This is a genomic window from Rhodanobacter thiooxydans LCS2, assembly GCF_000264375.1.
Taxonomy (GTDB): Bacteria; Pseudomonadota; Gammaproteobacteria; order Xanthomonadales; family Rhodanobacteraceae; genus Rhodanobacter; species Rhodanobacter thiooxydans.
The window spans coordinates 137,547-154,103 of sequence record NZ_AJXW01000020.1; the positions used below are offsets into that span (position 1 = coordinate 137,547).

Sequence of the window (16,557 nt, forward strand, 5' to 3'; positions counted from 1 at the left end):
TGTGCTGACGCGTCGCCATGCATGGTGCGTGGCGGCAAGCCCAAGCCCGACAGGCCGCCCGCGCTCCATGGAATTGATCCGCAACTTCTCCATCATCGCCCACATCGACCACGGCAAGTCGACCCTGGCCGATCGCATCATCCAGATCTGCGGCGGCCTGGCCGAGCGCGAGATGGAAGCGCAGGTGCTGGACGACAACCCGATCGAGCGCGAGCGCGGCATCACCATCAAGGCGCGCTCGGTGTCGCTGCCGTACAAGGCGCGCAACGGCAAGACCTACCAGCTCAACTTCATCGACACCCCGGGCCACGTCGACTTCTCCTACGAGGTCAGCCGCTCGCTGGCCGCCTGCGAAGGTGCGCTGCTGGTGGTGGACGCCGCCCAGGGCGTGGAAGCGCAGTCGGTGGCCAACTGCTACACGGCCATCGAGATGGGACTGGAAGTGGTGCCGGTGCTGAACAAGATCGACCTGCCGACTGCCGACATCGAGAAGGTGAAGGGCGAGATCGAGGCGGTGATCGGCATCGACGCCACCGACGCGGTGCCGATCAGCGCCAAGACCGGCCTCAACGTGGTCGAGGTGCTGGAAGCGATCGTGGCGCGCATCCCGCCGCCCAAGCCGCGCGATACCGACCGGCTGCAGGCGCTGATCATCGATTCCTGGTTCGACAACTACCTCGGCGTGGTGTCGCTGGTGCGTGTGATGCAGGGCGAAATCAAGCCCGGCGACAAGCTGCTGGTGATGTCCACCGGGCGCACCCACGAGGTGGACGACGTCGGCGTGTTCACGCCCAAGCGCAAGAAGCTGGACAAGCTGGGCGCTGGCGAGGTGGGCTGGATCAACGCCTCGATCAAGGACGTGCACGGCGCGCCGGTCGGCGACACGCTGACGCTCGCCGCAAAACCCGCGGAAAAGGCGTTGCCCGGTTTCCAGACCATGCAGCCGCGCGTGTTCGCCGGCCTGTTCCCCGTGTCGTCGGACGACTTTCCGGCGATGCGCGAGGCGCTGGACAAGCTGCGCCTGAACGACGCCGCGCTGTTCTTCGAGCCGGAATCCTCCGAGGCGATGGGCTTCGGCTTCCGCTGCGGCTTCCTCGGCATGCTGCACATGGAGATCGTGCAGGAGCGGCTGGAGCGCGAGTACGACCTGGATCTAATCACCACCGCGCCCACCGTGGTCTACGAGATCCTGAAGAGCGACGGCTCCACGATGATGCTGGACAACCCGGCCAAGCTGCCGTCGTCGCCGCAGGTGCAGGAGATTCGTGAGCCGATCATCGTCGCCAACATCCTCACCCCGCCGGACTACATCGGCAACGTGATCACCCTGTGCGAGGAGAAGCGCGGCGTGCAGCGCTCGATCCAGTACCTGGCCACCCAGGTGCAGATCAGCTACGAGATGCCGCTGGCCGAGGTGGTGATGGATTTCTTCGACCGGCTGAAATCCGTTTCGCGCGGGTACGCCTCGATGGACTACCACTTCGAGCGTTTCGATGCCGGCCCGTTCGTGCGCGTGGACGTGCTGATCAATGGCGACCGCGTCGACGCGCTCTCGCTGATCGTGCACCGCAGCCACGCCGACCGCCGCGGCCGCGACCTGGTCGAGCGGATGAAGGACCTGATCCCGCGCCAGCAGTTCGACGTGGCGATCCAGGCCGCGATCGGTGCGCAGGTCATCGCGCGTTCCACGGTGAAAGCCCTGCGCAAGAATGTTCTGGCCAAGTGCTACGGTGGCGACGTCAGCCGCAAGAAGAAGCTGCTGGAGAAGCAGAAGGAAGGCAAGAAACGCATGAAGCAGGTCGGTCGCGTGGAAATTCCCCAGGAAGCCTTCCTGGCGGTTTTGAAAGTGGATAAATAGCCGGGAATGGAGAAGGGGGAATAGGGAATCGGAAGAGCAGCGCGTTGCCGCTTTTCCATCCCTGTTCCCCATTCCCTGTTCCCAGCTCCGAAGGAGCCCCCATGGAATTCGATTTTTCTGCCATCCTGCTTGGCCTCACCGTGCTGTTCGGCGTGGTGTGGGGGCTGGACCGGCTGTTTCTGTACAAGAAGCGCAAGGCGCGGCTGGAGGCAGCTGGCGAGGAGTATCGCGACCCGGCCCCGGTGGACTGGTCGCGCTCGCTGTTTCCGGTGGTGCTGGTGGTGCTGCTGCTGCGCTCGTTCGTGGCAGAACCCTTTCGCATTCCGTCGGGCTCGATGATGCCGACGCTGGACGTGGGCGATTTCATCCTGGTCAACAAGTTCGCCTACGGCCTGCGCATGCCCGCGTTCAACAACAAGCTGGTCGATCTCGGCGAGCCGCAGCGTGGCGACGTGGTGGTGTTCCGCTTCCCCGGCTACCTGTGTGAGGAAGGCGGCAAGCTGGTGCGCAGCGGCGACATGAGCTGCAGTGATCCGCACGCGTCGGTGCCGGCGCAGAACTGGATCAAGCGGGTGATCGGCCTGCCGGGCGACAGCATTGAGGTGCATGGCGCCGAGCTGTGGGTGAACGGCCAGCGCGTGAACGCCGAGGAGATCGGCCCCTATGTGGGCAACCCGCAGCGCAGCGTGGACCAGATCATGCTGAACATGGGAGCCACGGTGTGGACCGAGCACCTGGGCAAGGTCAACCACATGATTGCGCGGATGCCGGCCTATACCACGCCCAATCCGATCCCGAACGACCGCGTGCCCTCGAAGGTGCCGCCGGGGTGCTACCTGGTGATGGGCGACAACCGCTACGACAGCCTGGACAGCCGCTGGTGGGGCTGCATGCCGGAGCAGAACCTGGCCGGCAAGGCGTTCCTGATCTGGATGAGCTGGAAGGGCTGGGGCACCGGTGGGGTGGACTTCTCGCGCATCGGCACGGTGATCCACTGAGGCTGATCGTGGCGGCCCGGCTGGCGAAAGCGTGACGGGGTCGAACCGCCGCGCGCGTGTGGCGGCCGACAGTGCGAGAATCCGCAGGCATAATCGGCACGCCCGCATGGGCGGCGACGGTCGCCGTGCGCGGGTCACCATACACACACAGGCACGCCAAGCAGGCGGCATAGCGAGGGGACTATGAAATCGAAGCAGTCGGGTATCACCCTGGTCGGGTTCCTGATGGTCATGGCCATCGTGGGCTTCCTGGCCTACATGGGCATGAAGCTGCTGCCGTCATACTCTGAGTACATGGGCGTGGTGAAGGCGATGAACCAGGTCGCCACCGAGGGCACCAACGGCAGGTCGCTGGACGATATTCGCCGCGGCCTGATGTTCAAGATGGGCTTCCAGTATGTGGACGACGCCACCATCAAGCCGGCGAACATCACCATCGTGCGCAACAGCGGCGGCGCCAATCAGCTGCGCGTGGCCTACGACAAGCAGATTCCGTTCATGTACAACATCGACTTCCTGCTGCACTTCGAGAAGAGCGTGCCGCTGCAGGGCAACGTGGGCGAGTAACTTTTGGAACCGAACTACCGTTTTCGCGACCCGACGCTGGCGCAGCTGGCGCTGACCCACCGCAGCGTCGGCAAGCCGAACAACGAGCGACTGGAGTTCCTCGGCGATGCGCTGCTCGGCGCGATCGTCGCCGAGATGCTGTACGAAGCCCACCCCAGGGCCAGCGAAGGCGAGTTGTCGCGGTTGCGTGCGCAACTGGTCAACGGCCAGGCGCTGGCCGTGGTGGCACGCGAACTGGCGCTGGGCGACGGGCTGAAGCTCGGCCCCGGCGAATTGAAGAGCGGCGGCTTCCGGCGCGATTCGATCCTCGCCGACGCGTTCGAGGCGATGGTCGCCGCGGTCTACCAGGACGGCGGCTTCGACGCCTGCCGCGAGTTCGTGCGCGGGCTGTTCGCCGAACGCATCGTCGCCCTGCGCCGTTCCTCCAAGGACGCCAAGACGCGGCTGCAGGAATGGCTGCAGGCCAAGGGCCTGCCGTTGCCGCAGTACGAACTGGTCGCCAGCCATGGCGAGGACCACGCCAAGACCTTCGACGTCAGCTGCCGCATCGGCGAACCGCTGGCGTTCATCGCCGAAGCGCATGGCGGCAGCCGCCGTGCCGCGGAGCAGGACGCGGCCGAGACCGTGTTGAACCGGCTGCTGGAGCAGCAGCGCGACGCCTGACCCCGCTGCTTCCGCCTGCCGCGCCCGCGTGCCGCCTCCGGCGAAGCACTACACTTGCCACCCGACCCGAGCGACCCGCGCCATGAACCACGAACTGGACCCCGCCGGCGGCACGCTGCCGCACGAGAACTTCCGTTGCGGCCTGGTGGCGCTGGCCGGGCGGCCGAACGTGGGCAAGTCCACCTTGCTCAACGCGCTGATCGGCTTTCGCCTGTCGATCACCAGCCCGCGGCCGCAGACCACCCGCCACCGCATCCTCGGCATCAGTACCAGCGAGGCCGGGCAGATCATGTACGTCGACACGCCGGGCCTGCATCGCGGCGCCAAGCGCGCGATGAACCGCAGCCTGAATCGCGCCGCGCGCTCGGCCATCAGCGACGTCGACCTGGTGGTGCAGGTGATCGAGGCCGGCCGCTGGACCGACGAGGACGAGGCGCTGTACGCCGCCCTGGTCGAGCAGCCGACGCCACGCCTGCTGGCGATCAACAAGGTCGACCTCAGCAAGGACAAGTCGGCGATGCTGCCGTTCGTCGCCGGGTTGGCGGCGGAACACAGCTACGACGAGATCCACTACCTCAGCGCGCTCAAGCGCAAGGGCCTGAAGGAGCTGGAGCGGGCGATCCTGCAGCGCCTGCCGGTGCGCCCGCCGGTATTCGGCGAGGACGAGATCACCGACCGCAGCGAACGCTTCCTCGCCGCCGAGATGGTGCGTGAGCAGCTGATGCTGCGGCTGGATCAGGAGCTGCCGTACGCCACCACGGTGGAGATCGAGCAGTTCAGCGACCGCCCCGACGGCATCGCCGAGATCCATGCGGTGATCTGGGTCGAGCGCGACGGCCAGAAGGCGATCGTGATCGGCAACGGCGGCGCCCAGCTCAAGGCGATCGGCAGCAACGCGCGGCGCCACATGGAGCGCATGTTCGAGCGCAAGGTGTTCCTGAAGCTGTGGGTGAAGGTGCGCGAAGGCTGGGTCGACGACGAGAACATGCTGAAGAAGTTCGGCTATACGGATTGAGAGCAGGGAATAGGGAATAGGGAATCGTAGAAGCTGCCGCTTTTGCTCCCCTATTCCCGATTCCCTGCTGACCAGCCATGCGCCTCGAACAGCAACCCGCCTACGTCCTGCATGCGCGTGCGTACCGCGAGACGTCGCTGCTGCTGGAGTGCCTGACCCGCGAGCACGGCCGGCTCGGCGTGGTGGCGCGTGGCGTCCGTGGCGAGCGCTCGCGCCTGCGGCGGGCGCAACTGGAGCCGTTCCAGCCGCTGGCGTTGGATCTGCTGCTGCGCGGCGAGCTGGCCACGCTGACCGCGGTCGAAACGGTGGGCACGCCGACGCGCCTGCCGGGCGACGCCGGCCTGGCCGGGCTGTATCTCAACGAACTGGTGGTGCGCCTGACCGGCCGGCAGGACCCGTACCCGCGGTTGTTCGATGCCTATGCGCGCACCCTGGCGCGGCTGGCCGCCGGCGAGTCGCTGGCCTGGAGCCTGCGCCGCTTCGAGCGTGACCTGCTGGAGGCGATCGGCTACGGCCTGCAGCTGCTGCACGACGCGGAATCCGGCGAGCCGCTGGAGCCGTCGGCGTGCTACCGCTATCACGTCGAGCAGGGCGCCGTGCGCTGCGCCGCCAGCACGCCGCATGCGCTGCGCGGCAGCGACCTGCTGGCGCTCGGGCAGGACAGCATGCCCGACGCCCATGGCCTGAAAACCTTGCGCGACCTGATGCGGGAAGTGATCCGCTTCCACCTGGGCGGGAGCGAGCTGCGTGCCTGGCGCGTGCTGGCGACGGCGGTCTCGGGGCGCAAGGCGCCGCCTGGCTAGGAGCGTGGAAGGCCGACGCTCTTGCAGCCCTGAAGATTTCTGCCGTCCACGCTCCTAGTTGTCCAGCACCTGCAGCGTCGCCAGCAGGGCACGGCGGAAGCGCGCCAGGGCGATTGGCGTGGCCCCACGCTGCAGCAATTGCCGCTGCAGCAGCACGGTCTGTATGGACAGCGTGGCCGCGCCACAGAAGCCGCAGGAGGAGCGCAGCCGGTGCAGGCGCTCGCCGAAGCCGGCAGGGTCGCGGCTCAGCGCATCGAGTTCCTGGTGCAGCAGGGCGAGTTCCTCGCGCAGCAGCAGGCGCAGGGCGCGCATGGTGGTGGCGTCGCCGCTGGCGGTCAGGGCGGCCTGGTCGTCCAGCATGCCAGCGGCCTGCCGCTCCGGCTGCACCAGGGCCAGCACCTTCTGCAATTCGGCCAGGCCACACGGTTTCAGCAGGATCTGGCTGAAGCCGGCGTCGAGCAGCGACTGCCGCGCGCCCGGTTCCAGCTCGGCCGTGGTGGCCACCGCAATGCTTTCCGCCGAGCGGGCCCGCTCGTCCTCGCGCAGCGCGGTCAGGATCTGCAGCGCGCCGGCACCGGGCATGCGGCAATCCAGCAGCAGCAGGTCGAACGGTTCGGCGCGTGCCCGCTGCAAGGCCGTCGCGCCGTCCAGGCAGGCCTCCGTGCGGGCACCCATCACGTCCAGCCCGTCGCACAGGAAACGGCAGCTGCCGGGATCGTCGTCGGCCACCAGTACCCGCACGCGGCTGGCAGGGGTGGGCTCGGAATCGGTGTTGACGAGGGGGCTGCTCATGACGAAATCCATATCGTTCATCTTGATTTGGCAGAATGGCCCGACATGCGCCCGACTTCAAGCCACTTGCTGCTGTGCTGCTGCCTGCTGCTGGGGATCGGCTGGATGCTGCCTGCGCAGGCGCAGGTGCTGCTGACGGCGAAGTCGATCAGCGTGCCGGGGGTGCGCCTGCAGGGGGTAAGCCTGCGCCTCGACGAGGAGGCTGCCGGGGTCCTGCGGCTGCAATTGAGCGCCGAGCAGGCCGACGTGCCGGCGATGGGCTGGCGGCGGCTGGGCCTGAGCCTCGACGGCAACCTGCAGCGCGATGCCCGCCTGCGCTGGAGCCTCGACGGCAACGTGCGCCTGGCCGGCGCGCCGGGCGGGGCGCTCAGCGACGCCCGCGTCAACATCCTGCTCAGTGAGGCGGCCAACACCCTGCTGGTCGACATCACCCAGGGCAAGGCGCACGCCAGCACCGCGCTGCCGCTGGACCAGCCCACGCATGCGCAGATCAGCCTGGACAATCTTCCCGCCGGCTGGCTGCAGGGCCTGCTGGGCACGGTCTGGTCGGGGCGCCCCACCGGCGGCCGGCTGGATGCCGAACTGGCGCTGGACCTGCGCGATCCCGGCCTGCAGTCGTCCGGACAGTTCAGCGTGGCCAAGCTGGGTTTCGACACCCCCGGTGGCACCCTGGCCGGGCAGGGGCTGGACGGCAACGGGCGCTTCAGTCTGGACACCACCGCCGGCCCGGCGCGGATCGAGCTGGACTCCACCCTGCGCCGCGGCGAGCTGCTGCTGGGGCCGATCTACGCCAGGCTGCCGGATCATCCGGTGCAACTGGCGCTGCACGCGAGTGCGCAGAGCGGCACCTTCGAACTGAGCCACCTGCGACTGAACGACACCGACGCGCTGCAGCTCGACGGTGCGCTGGCCTTCGACGCGAAAGGCGCGCTGAAGAGCCTGCGGCTGGACCGCCTGCGCGCGACTTTTCCGGCGGCCTACCAGCGTTATGGCGAGGCCTGGCTGAGCACGCTGGGGCTGCGCGACATGCGCATCGCCGGCCAGCTGAGCGGCAGCCTGGACCTGCGCGCAGATGGCCCGCATGCCTTTGCGTTCAACACCGAGGGGCTGAACCTGGCCGACGCGGATGGCCGGCTGGCCGTCGATGGCCTGCAGGGCGGGCTGGATTGGGCGAGCGACGGCGAGCGGCCGGCCACCACCCTGGGCTGGCGCAGCCTGCAGTTGTTCCACCGCCTGACCCACGGCGCCGCGCAATCGCGCTGGCAAAGCCGCGGCGGCACGCTCGGCCTGCAGCGACCCTTACTGGTGCCGGTGCTTGAGGGGCAGCTGCGCATCGGCCAGCTGGACTGGCGCCCGGCGGCGGCCGAAGGGCAGCGGCTGGCGGCCTCGCTGGCGCTGACCGGCGTCGACATGGCCGCGTTCAGCCGGGCGATGGGCTGGCCAGCGTTCCCCGGCACGCTTGCCGGGGCGATTCCGTCGCTGCGCTGGGTCGACGACCGTTTCGAACTGGCCGGCGGCCTGTCAGCCAGCGTGTTCGGCGGTTTCGTCGACGTTACCGCGCTCTCGCTGCAGCAGCCGTTTGGCGCCACCCCGGTGCTGACCGGCGACATCACGCTGACGCAGCTGGACCTGGCCGCGATCACCAGCGTGTTCGACTTCGGCAGCATCACCGGCCCGCTGGACGGGTCGATCGAGGACCTGCGCCTGGTCAACTGGAGCCCGGTCGCGTTCAAGGCCAGCCTGCTGGCGGGCACGGGCGGCCGGATCAGCCAGCGGGCGGTGAACAACCTCACCAGCGTCGGTGGCGGCGGCATCGCCGCCGGCCTGCAGGGCGCCGTGCTGAAGCTGTTCAAGACCTTCGGCTACAAGCGCATTGGCCTCAACTGCACGCTGCAGGGCACGCTGTGCAAGATGAGCGGTCTGGAAGCCACCGGCGACGGCTACACTATCGTCGAAGGCAGTGGTCTGCCGCGGTTGCAGGTGGTCGGCCACCAGACCCAGGTCGACTGGCCGACCCTGGTGCGGCGCCTGCAGGACGCCATCCACGGCGAAGCGCCGCAGATTCGCTGAACGAAGTGCGGGTGGCGGCGTTTCCCCACCTTTTCAACTACAGGAGTTGGTCATGCGCAAGCTCGTTTACGTCGTCCTGACTTCGCTGGCCGTGGCGCTGGTCGGTTGCGTCACCATCAACGTGTACTTCCCTGAGGCGGCGGCGCAGAAGGCCGCCGACCAGTTCATCGGCAACGTGCTGAACCAGACGACGCCCGCCGCGCCGGCGCCGAAGATGCCGAAGCCGACGGCGAAGGATGGCGGCGCACAGCCATCGGCGATGCTGCTCGACCTGCTGCTGCCGGCCGCGCACGCCGCCGAGACGCCGGACATCCGCATCCAGACCGCGGCCACCGAGGCGATCCGTGGCCGCATGCAGGGCCGCTTCCAGGGCGCGCTGGGCGAGTTGCTCGACAGCGGCGCGGTGGGCTTCACCCGCGACGGCATGGTGGCCATGCGCGATGCCGCCAAGGTGCCGCTGAGCCAGCGCGCGCAGGCGAATACCACCGTGGCCGACGAGAACCGCGACCGCACCGCGCTGTACCGTGAGATCGCCAACGCCAACAACCATCCGGAGTGGGAGGCGCAGATCCGCGCCACCTTCGCCAAGAGCTGGATCGAGAAGGCCCACGCCGGCTGGTATTACCAGGACGCCTCCGGCGCCTGGCAGAAGAAGTGATCCGTCGCCTCGGAATGATTCGCCATCTCGTAGGGCGGGCACCGCCCGCCGGATCTTGATGGGGTAGATCGGCAGGCGGTGCCCGCCCTACGGTGCTGCCGGGGATATTGGACAGGGGCGCTCAACAGGGCGCCCACTGGCCCGATCTGGGATAATCGGCGGCCAGTCCTCCTGTTTGCGCCTCATGTCCCGAGCCAACTCCGCGCCGTCGACGCCTTTCGAAGCCCATATCACCGCGCTCGCGCATGACGGCCGCGGCGTGGCGCGGATCGACGGCAAGACGGTGTTCGTCAGCGGCGCGCTGCTCGGCGAGCAAGTGACGGCGAAGCTGCGCAAGCGCCATCGCCATTTCGACGAGGCGGAGGTGGTCGAGGTGATCGTGGCATCGCCGCACCGCGTGGAGCCGCGCTGCCGCCACTTCGCCGAGTGCAGCGGCTGCTCGCTGCAGCACCTGGACGCCGCCGCGCAGATCGAGTCCAAGCAGCGCGTGCTGGCGGAAAACTTCGAGCGCATCGGCAAGGTCGCACCCGCCTCATGGTTGCCGCCGCTCACCGCCGAACCGTGGGGCTACCGGCGCAAGGGCCGGCTGTCGGTGCGCAACGTGGCGAAGAAGGGCCGCGTGCTGGTGGGGTTCCGCGAGGAGCAGAACCCGCGCTTCGTCACCGAGATCCAGCAGTGCGAGGTGATGCACCCGGCGCTCGGCCCCAAGGTCGGCCTGCTCGCCGACCTGCTCAGCACGATGGATGCGGTCAACGACATCCCGCAGATCGAGTTCGCCGCCGGCGACGATTTGATGGCGCTGGTGTTCCGTCACATGCAGCCGCTCTCCGAACGCGACCTGGCCGCACTGACCGCGTTCGGCCAGCAGCACGGTTTCGCGATCTACCTGCAGCCGGGCGGCATCAGCAGCGTGCACCCGCTGTGGCCGGAACACCCGCGGCTGGCCTTCCGCATCGCCAGCGGCGACGCGCGCTACGCCGACGTCGAGCTGGAGTTCCAGCCGCTCGACTTCGTGCAGGTCAACGCCGGCATGAACCAGCTGATGATGGCGCGCGCGCTGGGGCTGCTCGACCCGCAGCCGACCGACCACGTGCTGGACCTGTTCTGTGGCCTCGGCAACTTCACCCTGCCGATCGCCCGCCGCGTGGCCGAAGTCGTCGGCGTGGAAGGCGAGCATGGCCTGGTCGAGCGTGCCGCGCAGAACGCCGCGCGCAACGGCATCGCCAACGCGCGCTTCCACGTGGCCAACCTGTTCGAGGACCAGCGCACCGCCGACTGGGCGAAGCAGCCGTGGGACAAGCTGCTGCTCGACCCGCCGCGCGCCGGCGCGGACAAGCTGCTGGACTACCTGCCGCACAAGGCCACCAAGCGTATCGTCTACGTCTCCTGCCATCCCGCCTCGCTGGCGCGCGACGCCGGCATCCTGGTCGAGCGGCACGGTTTCAGGCTCGCTGCGGCGGGGGTGATGGACATGTTCCCGCATACGTCGCATGTCGAGTCGATTGCTTTATTTGAGCGGTGATGCTTGTGCATTCATCCATGAATGCAAAAGTCAAAAAGCGGACATCCTTGGAGTGGCTCATGCATCCGTCCATGGATGCGAAAATCAAAATGCGGCCATCCGTGGCCGCACTTTTCAATAAAAGCCGATTCATTGCAGACGGTCGCTGGTTGAAATCTGGATTCCATGGCTATCGAGATCGAACGAAAATTCCTGTTGGCCAATGACGACTGGCGCGTCGCCGTCGAGCGCAGCGAGTCGATCGCGCAGGGCTACCTGGTGGGCGCGCAGGCGTTGCGCGCCGGTCTGGCGCATGCCTCGGTGCGCGTGCGCCTCGCCGGCGAGCGGGCGTGGCTCAACGTCAAGGCCGCCACGGCGGGTATTGCGCGGGCCGAGTTCGAGTACCCGATTCCGGTCGACGAGGCGAAGGCCATGCTGGCCACGTTGTGCGATGGCGTGTTGGAGAAAACCCGCCACTACGTGCGCGTCGACGGCACCGTGTTCGAGATCGACGAGTTTGCCGGCGAGAACGCGGGCCTGGTCGTTGCCGAGATCGAACTGGCGGCGGTCGATGCGGCGTTTCCGCGACCATCGTGGCTGGGTAGCGAGGTGAGCACGCAGGTGCGCTACTACAACGTCAACCTGATCGCGCATCCGTACCGGCAATGGTCGCCGGGGGAACGCGTCGCGGAGGGCGCCGCATGCTGATGATCGGCGTGGCCGGGCTGCAGCTGGCCGAACACGAGCAGCGCTGGCTGCGCGCGCCCGGTGTGGCCGGCGTGCTGCTGTTCGCGCGTAACTACGCCTCGCGCGAACAGCTGATCGCGTTGTGCGAGGCGATCCGCGAGGCCGGCGGCGAGGAGCTGCTGATCGCGGTCGACCAGGAAGGTGGCCCGGTGCAGCGCTTCCGCGACGGCTTCACCCGTCTGCCGCCGCTGGCCGCGATTGGTGCGGTATATGACCGCGACCCGGCCGAGGCGGTGCGCCTGACCGAGGAGCACGCCTGGGTGATGGCCAGCGAGCTGCGCGCCAGCGGCGTCGATTTCAGTTTTGCGCCGGTGGTGGACCTGGCCCGCGGCAACGCGGCGATCGGCCAGCGTGCGTTCCACGCCGACCCGGCAGTGACCGCCGAACTCGGCCAGGCCTACGTGCGCGGCATGCACCTGGGCGGCATGGCGGCGGTGCTCAAGCACTTTCCCGGCCACGGTTCGGTGGCCGCCGACACGCACAAGGCGCCGGCGATCGACTCGCGCAGCCTGGATGCGATCCGGCGTGACGACCTGCTGCCGTTCGCCGAATGCATCGAGGCGCGGGTCGAGGCGGTGATGATGGCGCACGTCACCTACCCGGCGGTGGACAGCCGGCCGGCCGGTTATTCGCGCATCTGGATCCAAGACATCCTGCGCGGCGAGCTGGGCTTTGCCGGCGCCGTGGTCAGCGACGACATCAGCATGGCGGCCGCCGGCGCCGCTGGCAGCGTGGGCGAGCGCGTGCGCGCGCACCTGGACGCCGGCTGTGACCTCGTGCTGGCCTGCTTCCCCGAGGTGGTGGAGGAGGCGATCGCCGCGCTGCCGGCTGAAGCGTCGCCGATGTCGCCGTCACTGGCCGCCCTGCGCGGCTCGCTGGGCTCCAGCTGGGCCGGCCTGCTGGACAACCCGCAGCGCGACCGCTTCGTCGCGCGTATCACGGCGCTGCACGCCGACCAAGGAACCGCATGAATACCCCGCTCCCACCGCTGGCCGACGCACTCGCGCAGGCCGAATTGTTGTACGACCGCGCCACGCTGGAAAGCGTGATCGCCGACATCGGCCGCCGGATCGATGCCACGCTGGACGGCGAGCGCGCGGTGTTCCTCACGGTGATGAACGGCGCGCTGATCTTCGCCGGCCAGCTGGCGCTGGCGATCCGCACCGATCTGGAATTCGACTACGTGCACGCCACCCGCTACCGCGGCGCCACCAGCGGCAGCGAGCTGCACTGGCTGCGCGAGCCGGCCGTGCCGCTGGCCGGTCGCACGGTGCTGCTGGTCGACGACATCCTCGACGAAGGCCACACGCTGAAGGCGGTGCGCGACGACTGCTACCGGCGTGGGGCGAACAAGGTGCTGATCGTCAGCCTGTGCACCAAGCGCCACGACCGACTGGCCGACGGCATTGCCTCGGATTTCAACGGCGTCGAGCTGCCGGACCGCTACGTGTTCGGCTACGGCATGGACTACTACGAGCAAGGCCGCAACCTGCCGGGGATCTATGCGTTGAAAGACGAGAGTGGGAGCTAGGGTTCGCCCAGGCGCGCCCGCGCTCTGCGTAGGGCGGGCACTGCCCGCCGTGCTTTTCGGTGGCATACAAGGTTGGGATGGGCGGGCAGTGCCCGTCCTACGAAACTGGCTTTTTCTCCTCCCCTTGCTGCGCAGGGGGAGGTAGGGAGGGGGTAAAGCTGTTGCTCTTGGCTTGAAGATCAAGAGCGACCCCACCCCAGCCCTCCCCTGCTGCGCAGGGGAGGGGACAAAGCCGGCATTCCCGTTGGCTTCACCCGAACAATGGATCACCACAATGCCTCACCCCGACCGCGCCCCCATCGACCTCGCCATCATCGGCGGCAGCGGCCTGTACAAGTTCCCCGGCCTGGAAAACACCACGCGACAGGCGGTGGACACGCCCTACGGGCCTGCCTCGGGCGACGTGGTACTCGGCGATTTCGCCGGCAAGCGCCTGGCCTTCCTGGCCCGCCACGGCGAGAGCCACACGTTGCCGCCGCATCGGGTGAATTACCGCGCCAATCTGTGGGCGCTGCACAGCCTGGGCGCGCGCCGGGTGGTCGGCGTGAACGCGGTGGGCGGCATCCGCGGCGACATGGGGCCGCGGGTGATCGTGGTGCCCGACCAGTTGATCGACTACACCCACGGCCGCACCACCAGCTATTGCGATGTCGAGGGCGCCGAGGTGAGGCACATCGACTTCAGCGAGCCGTACACCGAGGCGTTGCGCCTGCAACTGCTGGCGGCGGCGCGGGCGGCAAACGTCGAGGTGATCGGCGGCGGCTGCTATGGCGCCACCCAGGGGCCGCGGCTGGAAACCCGCGCGGAGATCGCCCGCATGAAGCGCGACGGCTGCGACCTGGTCGGCATGACCGGCATGCCGGAGGCCGTGCTGGCGCGCGAGCTGGGGCTGGAGTATGCCTGCCTGGCGCTGGTCGCCAACTTCGCCGCCGGCTGCGGCGACGAGGCGGAAATCAGCATCGAGGAAATCTTTGCCCACCTGGCGGCAGCCACCGCCGAGGTTCCGCGCATCCTCGACGCCATGCTGAAAAACTGAGCGCTGCAGCGAATTCACGCACTGGCGGGGTATTTTCGTATTGCGCTCAGCCTTCACATATTGATACTTTTCCTCCGGCCAGGGCGGCGAACCTCAGGGGGAGACTAGGGTTCAGCGCAGATCCTGGCGCACCCAATCCATGGATCCAGAGGTTCACGCAATGCGTTTCGGTACGGTCAAATGGTTCAACGATGCCAAGGGTTTCGGTTTCATCGCGCCTGAGGATGGTGGGGAGGACGTGTTCGTCCATTTTTCGGCCATCAACTCCAAGGGCTTCCGCAGCCTGCAGGAAGGCCAGCGCGTACAGTTCGAAGTGACCCAGGGACCGAAGGGCGCCCAGGCATCGGCAGTCGAAGCCGCCTGATCTTCCAGGCCAGGCTTGTAAAGCACGAACGAAGCCCCGCATCCTGTGCGGGGTTTCTTTTTTCCGGATCAGGAGCAGGCCGATGACCGACCGCAGGCGTTTCCTCAAGGCCTCCGTGCTGGGAGTGTCGGCGTCGATGTTCGCCTGGAGCAACCGGCTGGCCGCATGGCCGGCGGCCCGGCTGGTGAAGGGCTCGAACGCGCGGGTGGTCTCGACCTGGGATTTCGGCATCGCCGCCAACCAGGCGGCCTGGGCGATCCTCGGCCAGGGCGGTCATGCGCTGGATGCGGTCGAGGCCGGCGCGCAGGTGCCCGAGTCGGACCTGAAGAACCACAGCGTCGGCAAGGGCGGCTACCCGGACCGCGACGGCCACGTCACCCTCGACGCCAGCATCATGGACGCCGACGGCAACTGCGGCGCGGTGGCTGCGCTGGAACATATCGAGCATCCGATCTCGGTGGCGCGACGGGTGATGGAACGCACGCCGCACGTGCTGCTGGTCGGCGACGGCGCGCTACAGTTTGCGCTGGAACAGGGCTTCAGCAAGGAAAACCTGCTCACGCCGGAAGCCGAGCAGGCCTGGCACGAGTGGCAGAAGAGCGCGCACTACCAGCCGTCGATCAACAGCGAGGTACGCGATTACGGCAAGGGCGCCGCTGGCCTGCCCGGCGGTGCGAGCAACCACGACACCATCGGCATGCTGGCGCTGGACGCCCACGGCAAACTGGCCGGCGCCTGCACCACCAGCGGCATGGCGTGGAAGCTGCACGGCCGCGTGGGCGACAGCCCGATCATCGGTGCCGGCCTGTACGTGGACGGCGAGGTGGGCGGCGCCACCTCCACCGGCGTGGGCGAGGAAGTGATCCGCAACGCCGGCAGCTTCCTGGTGGTCGAGCTGATGCGCCACGGCCGCTCGCCGCAGGCAGCGTGCGAGGAGGCGGTGATGCGCATAGTGAAGAAACGCCCGCAGGCCTCGAAGACCCTGCAGGTCGGCTTCCTGGCGATGAACCGCGCCGGCGAAGTCGGTGCGTACGCGATCCAGCGTGGCTTCTCCTACGCCGTGTGCGACGCGAACAAGCAGGACGGCCTGATCGCCTCGCCCAGCGTCTACACCACGAACTACTCGTGATCCCGGTTGCCCATGTTGCTTGAGATCGCCGCCAACTCGGTCGCCTCCGCGCTGGCGGCGCAAGAGGGCGGGGCGGACCGGGTCGAACTGTGCATCGCGCTGGAACTGGGCGGCCTGACGCCCTCGCACGCGCAGATCGCGCTGGCCCGCGAGCGCCTGCGCATCCCGCTGTACGTGCTGATCCGCCCGCGCGCCGGCGATTTCCTCTACGACGACCTCGAATGCGAGACCATGCAGCGCGACATCGAAGCCTGCGTGGCGCTGGGCTGCGATGGCGTGGTGCTGGGCGTGCTCGACGCCGAGGGCGAGGTGGACATGCCGCGCTGCCGCGCCCTGATCGCCGCCGCCGGCAAGCTTGGCGTGACCTTCCACCGCGCCTTCGACCTGAGCCGCGACCCGGCGCGCGGGCTGGAGGACATCGTCGCGCTGGGCTGCGAGCGCGTGCTGACCTCGGGCGCGCAGGCCAGCGCCGTCAAGGGCGTTGCGCTGATCCGCGACCTGGTAGCGCAGGCGAACGGGCGCCTGACGGTGATGCCCGGCGCCGGCATCACCGCACAGAACATCGCCGCGCTGGCCGCCGCCACCGGCGCACGCGAGTTCCATACCTCCGCCAAACGCCAGCTGCCCTCGGGCATGCGCCATCGGCGCCCGGTGCTGGACGACATGCAAGCCGGCGAACTGCGCAGCGATGCCGGGCAGGTGCGCGCCATGGCTGCGGCGCTGGTGATCGCGGCGCAAGACGCGACAAGCTTCTGAGCGAATTTCAATCGAGAGACGCTCCTCCGAAGCACCTCGCCCCCCCATGCCGTCATTCCGGCGAAAGCC

Annotated in this window: 17 protein-coding genes; 16 read left to right on the forward strand and 1 reads right to left on the reverse strand. The window is 68.2% G+C overall.

The genetic code is table 11. From position 1 onward, the window contains the following. Positions 1 to 67: 67 nt before the first annotated feature. The 6 genes from lepA to recO all read left to right on the forward strand — a co-directional run bounded on the left by lepA (position 68) and on the right by recO (position 5,904). A complete protein-coding gene (gene lepA / locus UUA_RS05055; protein WP_008434813.1) occupies positions 68 to 1,858 on the forward strand; it encodes a translation elongation factor 4 in 1,791 nt (596 codons plus the stop codon). A gap of 101 nt (positions 1,859 to 1,959) precedes the next feature. Continuing rightward, positions 1,960 to 2,856 carry a signal peptidase I gene (gene lepB, locus UUA_RS05060; RefSeq protein ID WP_008434814.1) on the forward strand — a complete coding sequence of 299 codons (897 nt, stop codon included), beginning with the start codon at positions 1,960 to 1,962 and terminating at the stop codon, positions 2,854 to 2,856. Positions 2,857 to 3,039: 183 nt separating this feature from the next. Then, positions 3,040 to 3,423 carry a DUF4845 domain-containing protein gene (locus UUA_RS05065; protein ID WP_008434816.1) on the forward strand — a complete coding sequence of 128 codons (384 nt, stop codon included), beginning with the start codon at positions 3,040 to 3,042 and terminating at the stop codon, positions 3,421 to 3,423. Between the two features lie 3 nt (positions 3,424 to 3,426). Continuing rightward, the gene (rnc, locus tag UUA_RS05070) at positions 3,427 to 4,086 is read left to right on the forward strand and encodes a ribonuclease III (protein ID WP_008434818.1); all 660 of its coding nucleotides are present in this window, start codon (positions 3,427 to 3,429) and stop codon (positions 4,084 to 4,086) included. Between the two features lie 82 nt (positions 4,087 to 4,168). Continuing rightward, the gene (gene era, locus UUA_RS05075; RefSeq protein ID WP_008434819.1) at positions 4,169 to 5,101 is read left to right on the forward strand and encodes a GTPase Era; all 933 of its coding nucleotides are present in this window, start codon (positions 4,169 to 4,171) and stop codon (positions 5,099 to 5,101) included. A gap of 77 nt (positions 5,102 to 5,178) precedes the next feature. After that, positions 5,179 to 5,904 (forward strand): DNA repair protein RecO, encoded by a 726-nt coding sequence (gene recO / locus UUA_RS05080; RefSeq protein WP_008434820.1) that lies wholly within the window; start codon positions 5,179 to 5,181, stop codon positions 5,902 to 5,904. 54 nt (positions 5,905 to 5,958) lie between these two features. On the opposite strand, the gene UUA_RS05085 is transcribed toward recO, so the two are convergent. Further along, positions 5,959 to 6,696, reverse strand: coding sequence for a response regulator (locus UUA_RS05085; RefSeq protein WP_235605932.1), 738 nt, complete (start codon positions 6,694 to 6,696; stop codon positions 5,959 to 5,961). Between the two features lie 45 nt (positions 6,697 to 6,741). Here UUA_RS05085 and UUA_RS05090 point away from each other — a divergent pair, with 45 nt between their 5' ends. From UUA_RS05090 to UUA_RS05135, 10 genes are all read left to right on the forward strand, one after another. Continuing rightward, entirely contained in the window at positions 6,742 to 8,766 is a 2,025-nt protein-coding gene (locus UUA_RS05090) for a translocation/assembly module TamB domain-containing protein (protein ID WP_008434822.1), read from the forward strand. 52 nt (positions 8,767 to 8,818) lie between these two features. After that, positions 8,819 to 9,424, forward strand: a complete 606-nt coding sequence (locus UUA_RS05095; RefSeq protein WP_008434823.1) for a YdbL family probable chaperone protein — start codon at positions 8,819 to 8,821, stop codon at positions 9,422 to 9,424. A 184-nt stretch (positions 9,425 to 9,608) separates the two neighbouring features. Further along, the gene (rlmD, locus tag UUA_RS05100) at positions 9,609 to 10,946 is read left to right on the forward strand and encodes a 23S rRNA (uracil(1939)-C(5))-methyltransferase RlmD (RefSeq protein ID WP_008434824.1); all 1,338 of its coding nucleotides are present in this window, start codon (positions 9,609 to 9,611) and stop codon (positions 10,944 to 10,946) included. A 165-nt stretch (positions 10,947 to 11,111) separates the two neighbouring features. Then, positions 11,112 to 11,633 carry a CYTH domain-containing protein gene (locus tag UUA_RS05105; protein WP_008434825.1) on the forward strand — a complete coding sequence of 174 codons (522 nt, stop codon included), beginning with the start codon at positions 11,112 to 11,114 and terminating at the stop codon, positions 11,631 to 11,633. Continuing rightward, positions 11,627 to 12,643: a beta-N-acetylhexosaminidase gene (nagZ, locus tag UUA_RS05110; RefSeq protein WP_008434826.1), complete on the forward strand. Its 1,017-nt coding sequence runs from the start codon at positions 11,627 to 11,629 to the stop codon at positions 12,641 to 12,643. Before UUA_RS05105 ends, nagZ begins: the two co-directional genes overlap by 7 nt. After that, a complete protein-coding gene (locus tag UUA_RS05115; RefSeq protein ID WP_008434827.1) occupies positions 12,640 to 13,203 on the forward strand; it encodes a hypoxanthine-guanine phosphoribosyltransferase in 564 nt (187 codons plus the stop codon). The genes nagZ and UUA_RS05115 overlap by 4 nt, the downstream gene beginning before the upstream one ends. A 274-nt stretch (positions 13,204 to 13,477) precedes the next feature. Next, entirely contained in the window at positions 13,478 to 14,239 is a 762-nt protein-coding gene (locus UUA_RS05120) for an S-methyl-5'-thioinosine phosphorylase (RefSeq protein ID WP_008434828.1), read from the forward strand. Between the two features lie 160 nt (positions 14,240 to 14,399). Beyond that, the gene (locus tag UUA_RS05125) at positions 14,400 to 14,603 is read left to right on the forward strand and encodes a cold-shock protein (protein ID WP_008434829.1); all 204 of its coding nucleotides are present in this window, start codon (positions 14,400 to 14,402) and stop codon (positions 14,601 to 14,603) included. Positions 14,604 to 14,685: 82 nt separating this feature from the next. Further along, on the forward strand, positions 14,686 to 15,732 hold the full coding sequence (locus tag UUA_RS05130) for a glycosylasparaginase (RefSeq protein ID WP_008434830.1): 1,047 nt from the start codon (positions 14,686 to 14,688) through the stop codon (positions 15,730 to 15,732). Positions 15,733 to 15,744: 12 nt separating this feature from the next. Continuing rightward, positions 15,745 to 16,488: a copper homeostasis protein CutC gene (locus UUA_RS05135; protein ID WP_008434831.1), complete on the forward strand. Its 744-nt coding sequence runs from the start codon at positions 15,745 to 15,747 to the stop codon at positions 16,486 to 16,488. The last annotated feature ends 69 nt before the right edge of the window (positions 16,489 to 16,557 follow it).

Bases quoted from the DNA above. Each gene is read 5' to 3' on its own strand.
- lepA (WP_008434813.1), top strand. From the start codon at position 68: ATGGAATTGATCCGCAACTTCTCCATCATCGCCCACATCGACCACGGC.
- lepB (WP_008434814.1), top strand. From the start codon at position 1,960: ATGGAATTCGATTTTTCTGCCATCCTGCTTGGCCTCACCGTGCTGTTC.
- UUA_RS05065 (WP_008434816.1), top strand. From the start codon at position 3,040: ATGAAATCGAAGCAGTCGGGTATCACCCTGGTCGGGTTCCTGATGGTC.
- era (WP_008434819.1), top strand. From the start codon at position 4,169: ATGAACCACGAACTGGACCCCGCCGGCGGCACGCTGCCGCACGAGAAC.
- recO (WP_008434820.1), top strand. From the start codon at position 5,179: ATGCGCCTCGAACAGCAACCCGCCTACGTCCTGCATGCGCGTGCGTAC.
- UUA_RS05085 (WP_235605932.1), bottom strand. From the start codon at position 6,696: ATGAGCAGCCCCCTCGTCAACACCGATTCCGAGCCCACCCCTGCCAGC.
- UUA_RS05090 (WP_008434822.1), top strand. From the start codon at position 6,742: ATGCGCCCGACTTCAAGCCACTTGCTGCTGTGCTGCTGCCTGCTGCTG.
- UUA_RS05095 (WP_008434823.1), top strand. From the start codon at position 8,819: ATGCGCAAGCTCGTTTACGTCGTCCTGACTTCGCTGGCCGTGGCGCTG.
- rlmD (WP_008434824.1), top strand. From the start codon at position 9,609: ATGTCCCGAGCCAACTCCGCGCCGTCGACGCCTTTCGAAGCCCATATC.
- UUA_RS05105 (WP_008434825.1), top strand. From the start codon at position 11,112: ATGGCTATCGAGATCGAACGAAAATTCCTGTTGGCCAATGACGACTGG.
- nagZ (WP_008434826.1), top strand. From the start codon at position 11,627: ATGCTGATGATCGGCGTGGCCGGGCTGCAGCTGGCCGAACACGAGCAG.
- UUA_RS05115 (WP_008434827.1), top strand. From the start codon at position 12,640: ATGAATACCCCGCTCCCACCGCTGGCCGACGCACTCGCGCAGGCCGAA.
- UUA_RS05120 (WP_008434828.1), top strand. From the start codon at position 13,478: ATGCCTCACCCCGACCGCGCCCCCATCGACCTCGCCATCATCGGCGGC.
- UUA_RS05125 (WP_008434829.1), top strand. From the start codon at position 14,400: ATGCGTTTCGGTACGGTCAAATGGTTCAACGATGCCAAGGGTTTCGGT.
- UUA_RS05130 (WP_008434830.1), top strand. From the start codon at position 14,686: ATGACCGACCGCAGGCGTTTCCTCAAGGCCTCCGTGCTGGGAGTGTCG.
- UUA_RS05135 (WP_008434831.1), top strand. From the start codon at position 15,745: ATGTTGCTTGAGATCGCCGCCAACTCGGTCGCCTCCGCGCTGGCGGCG.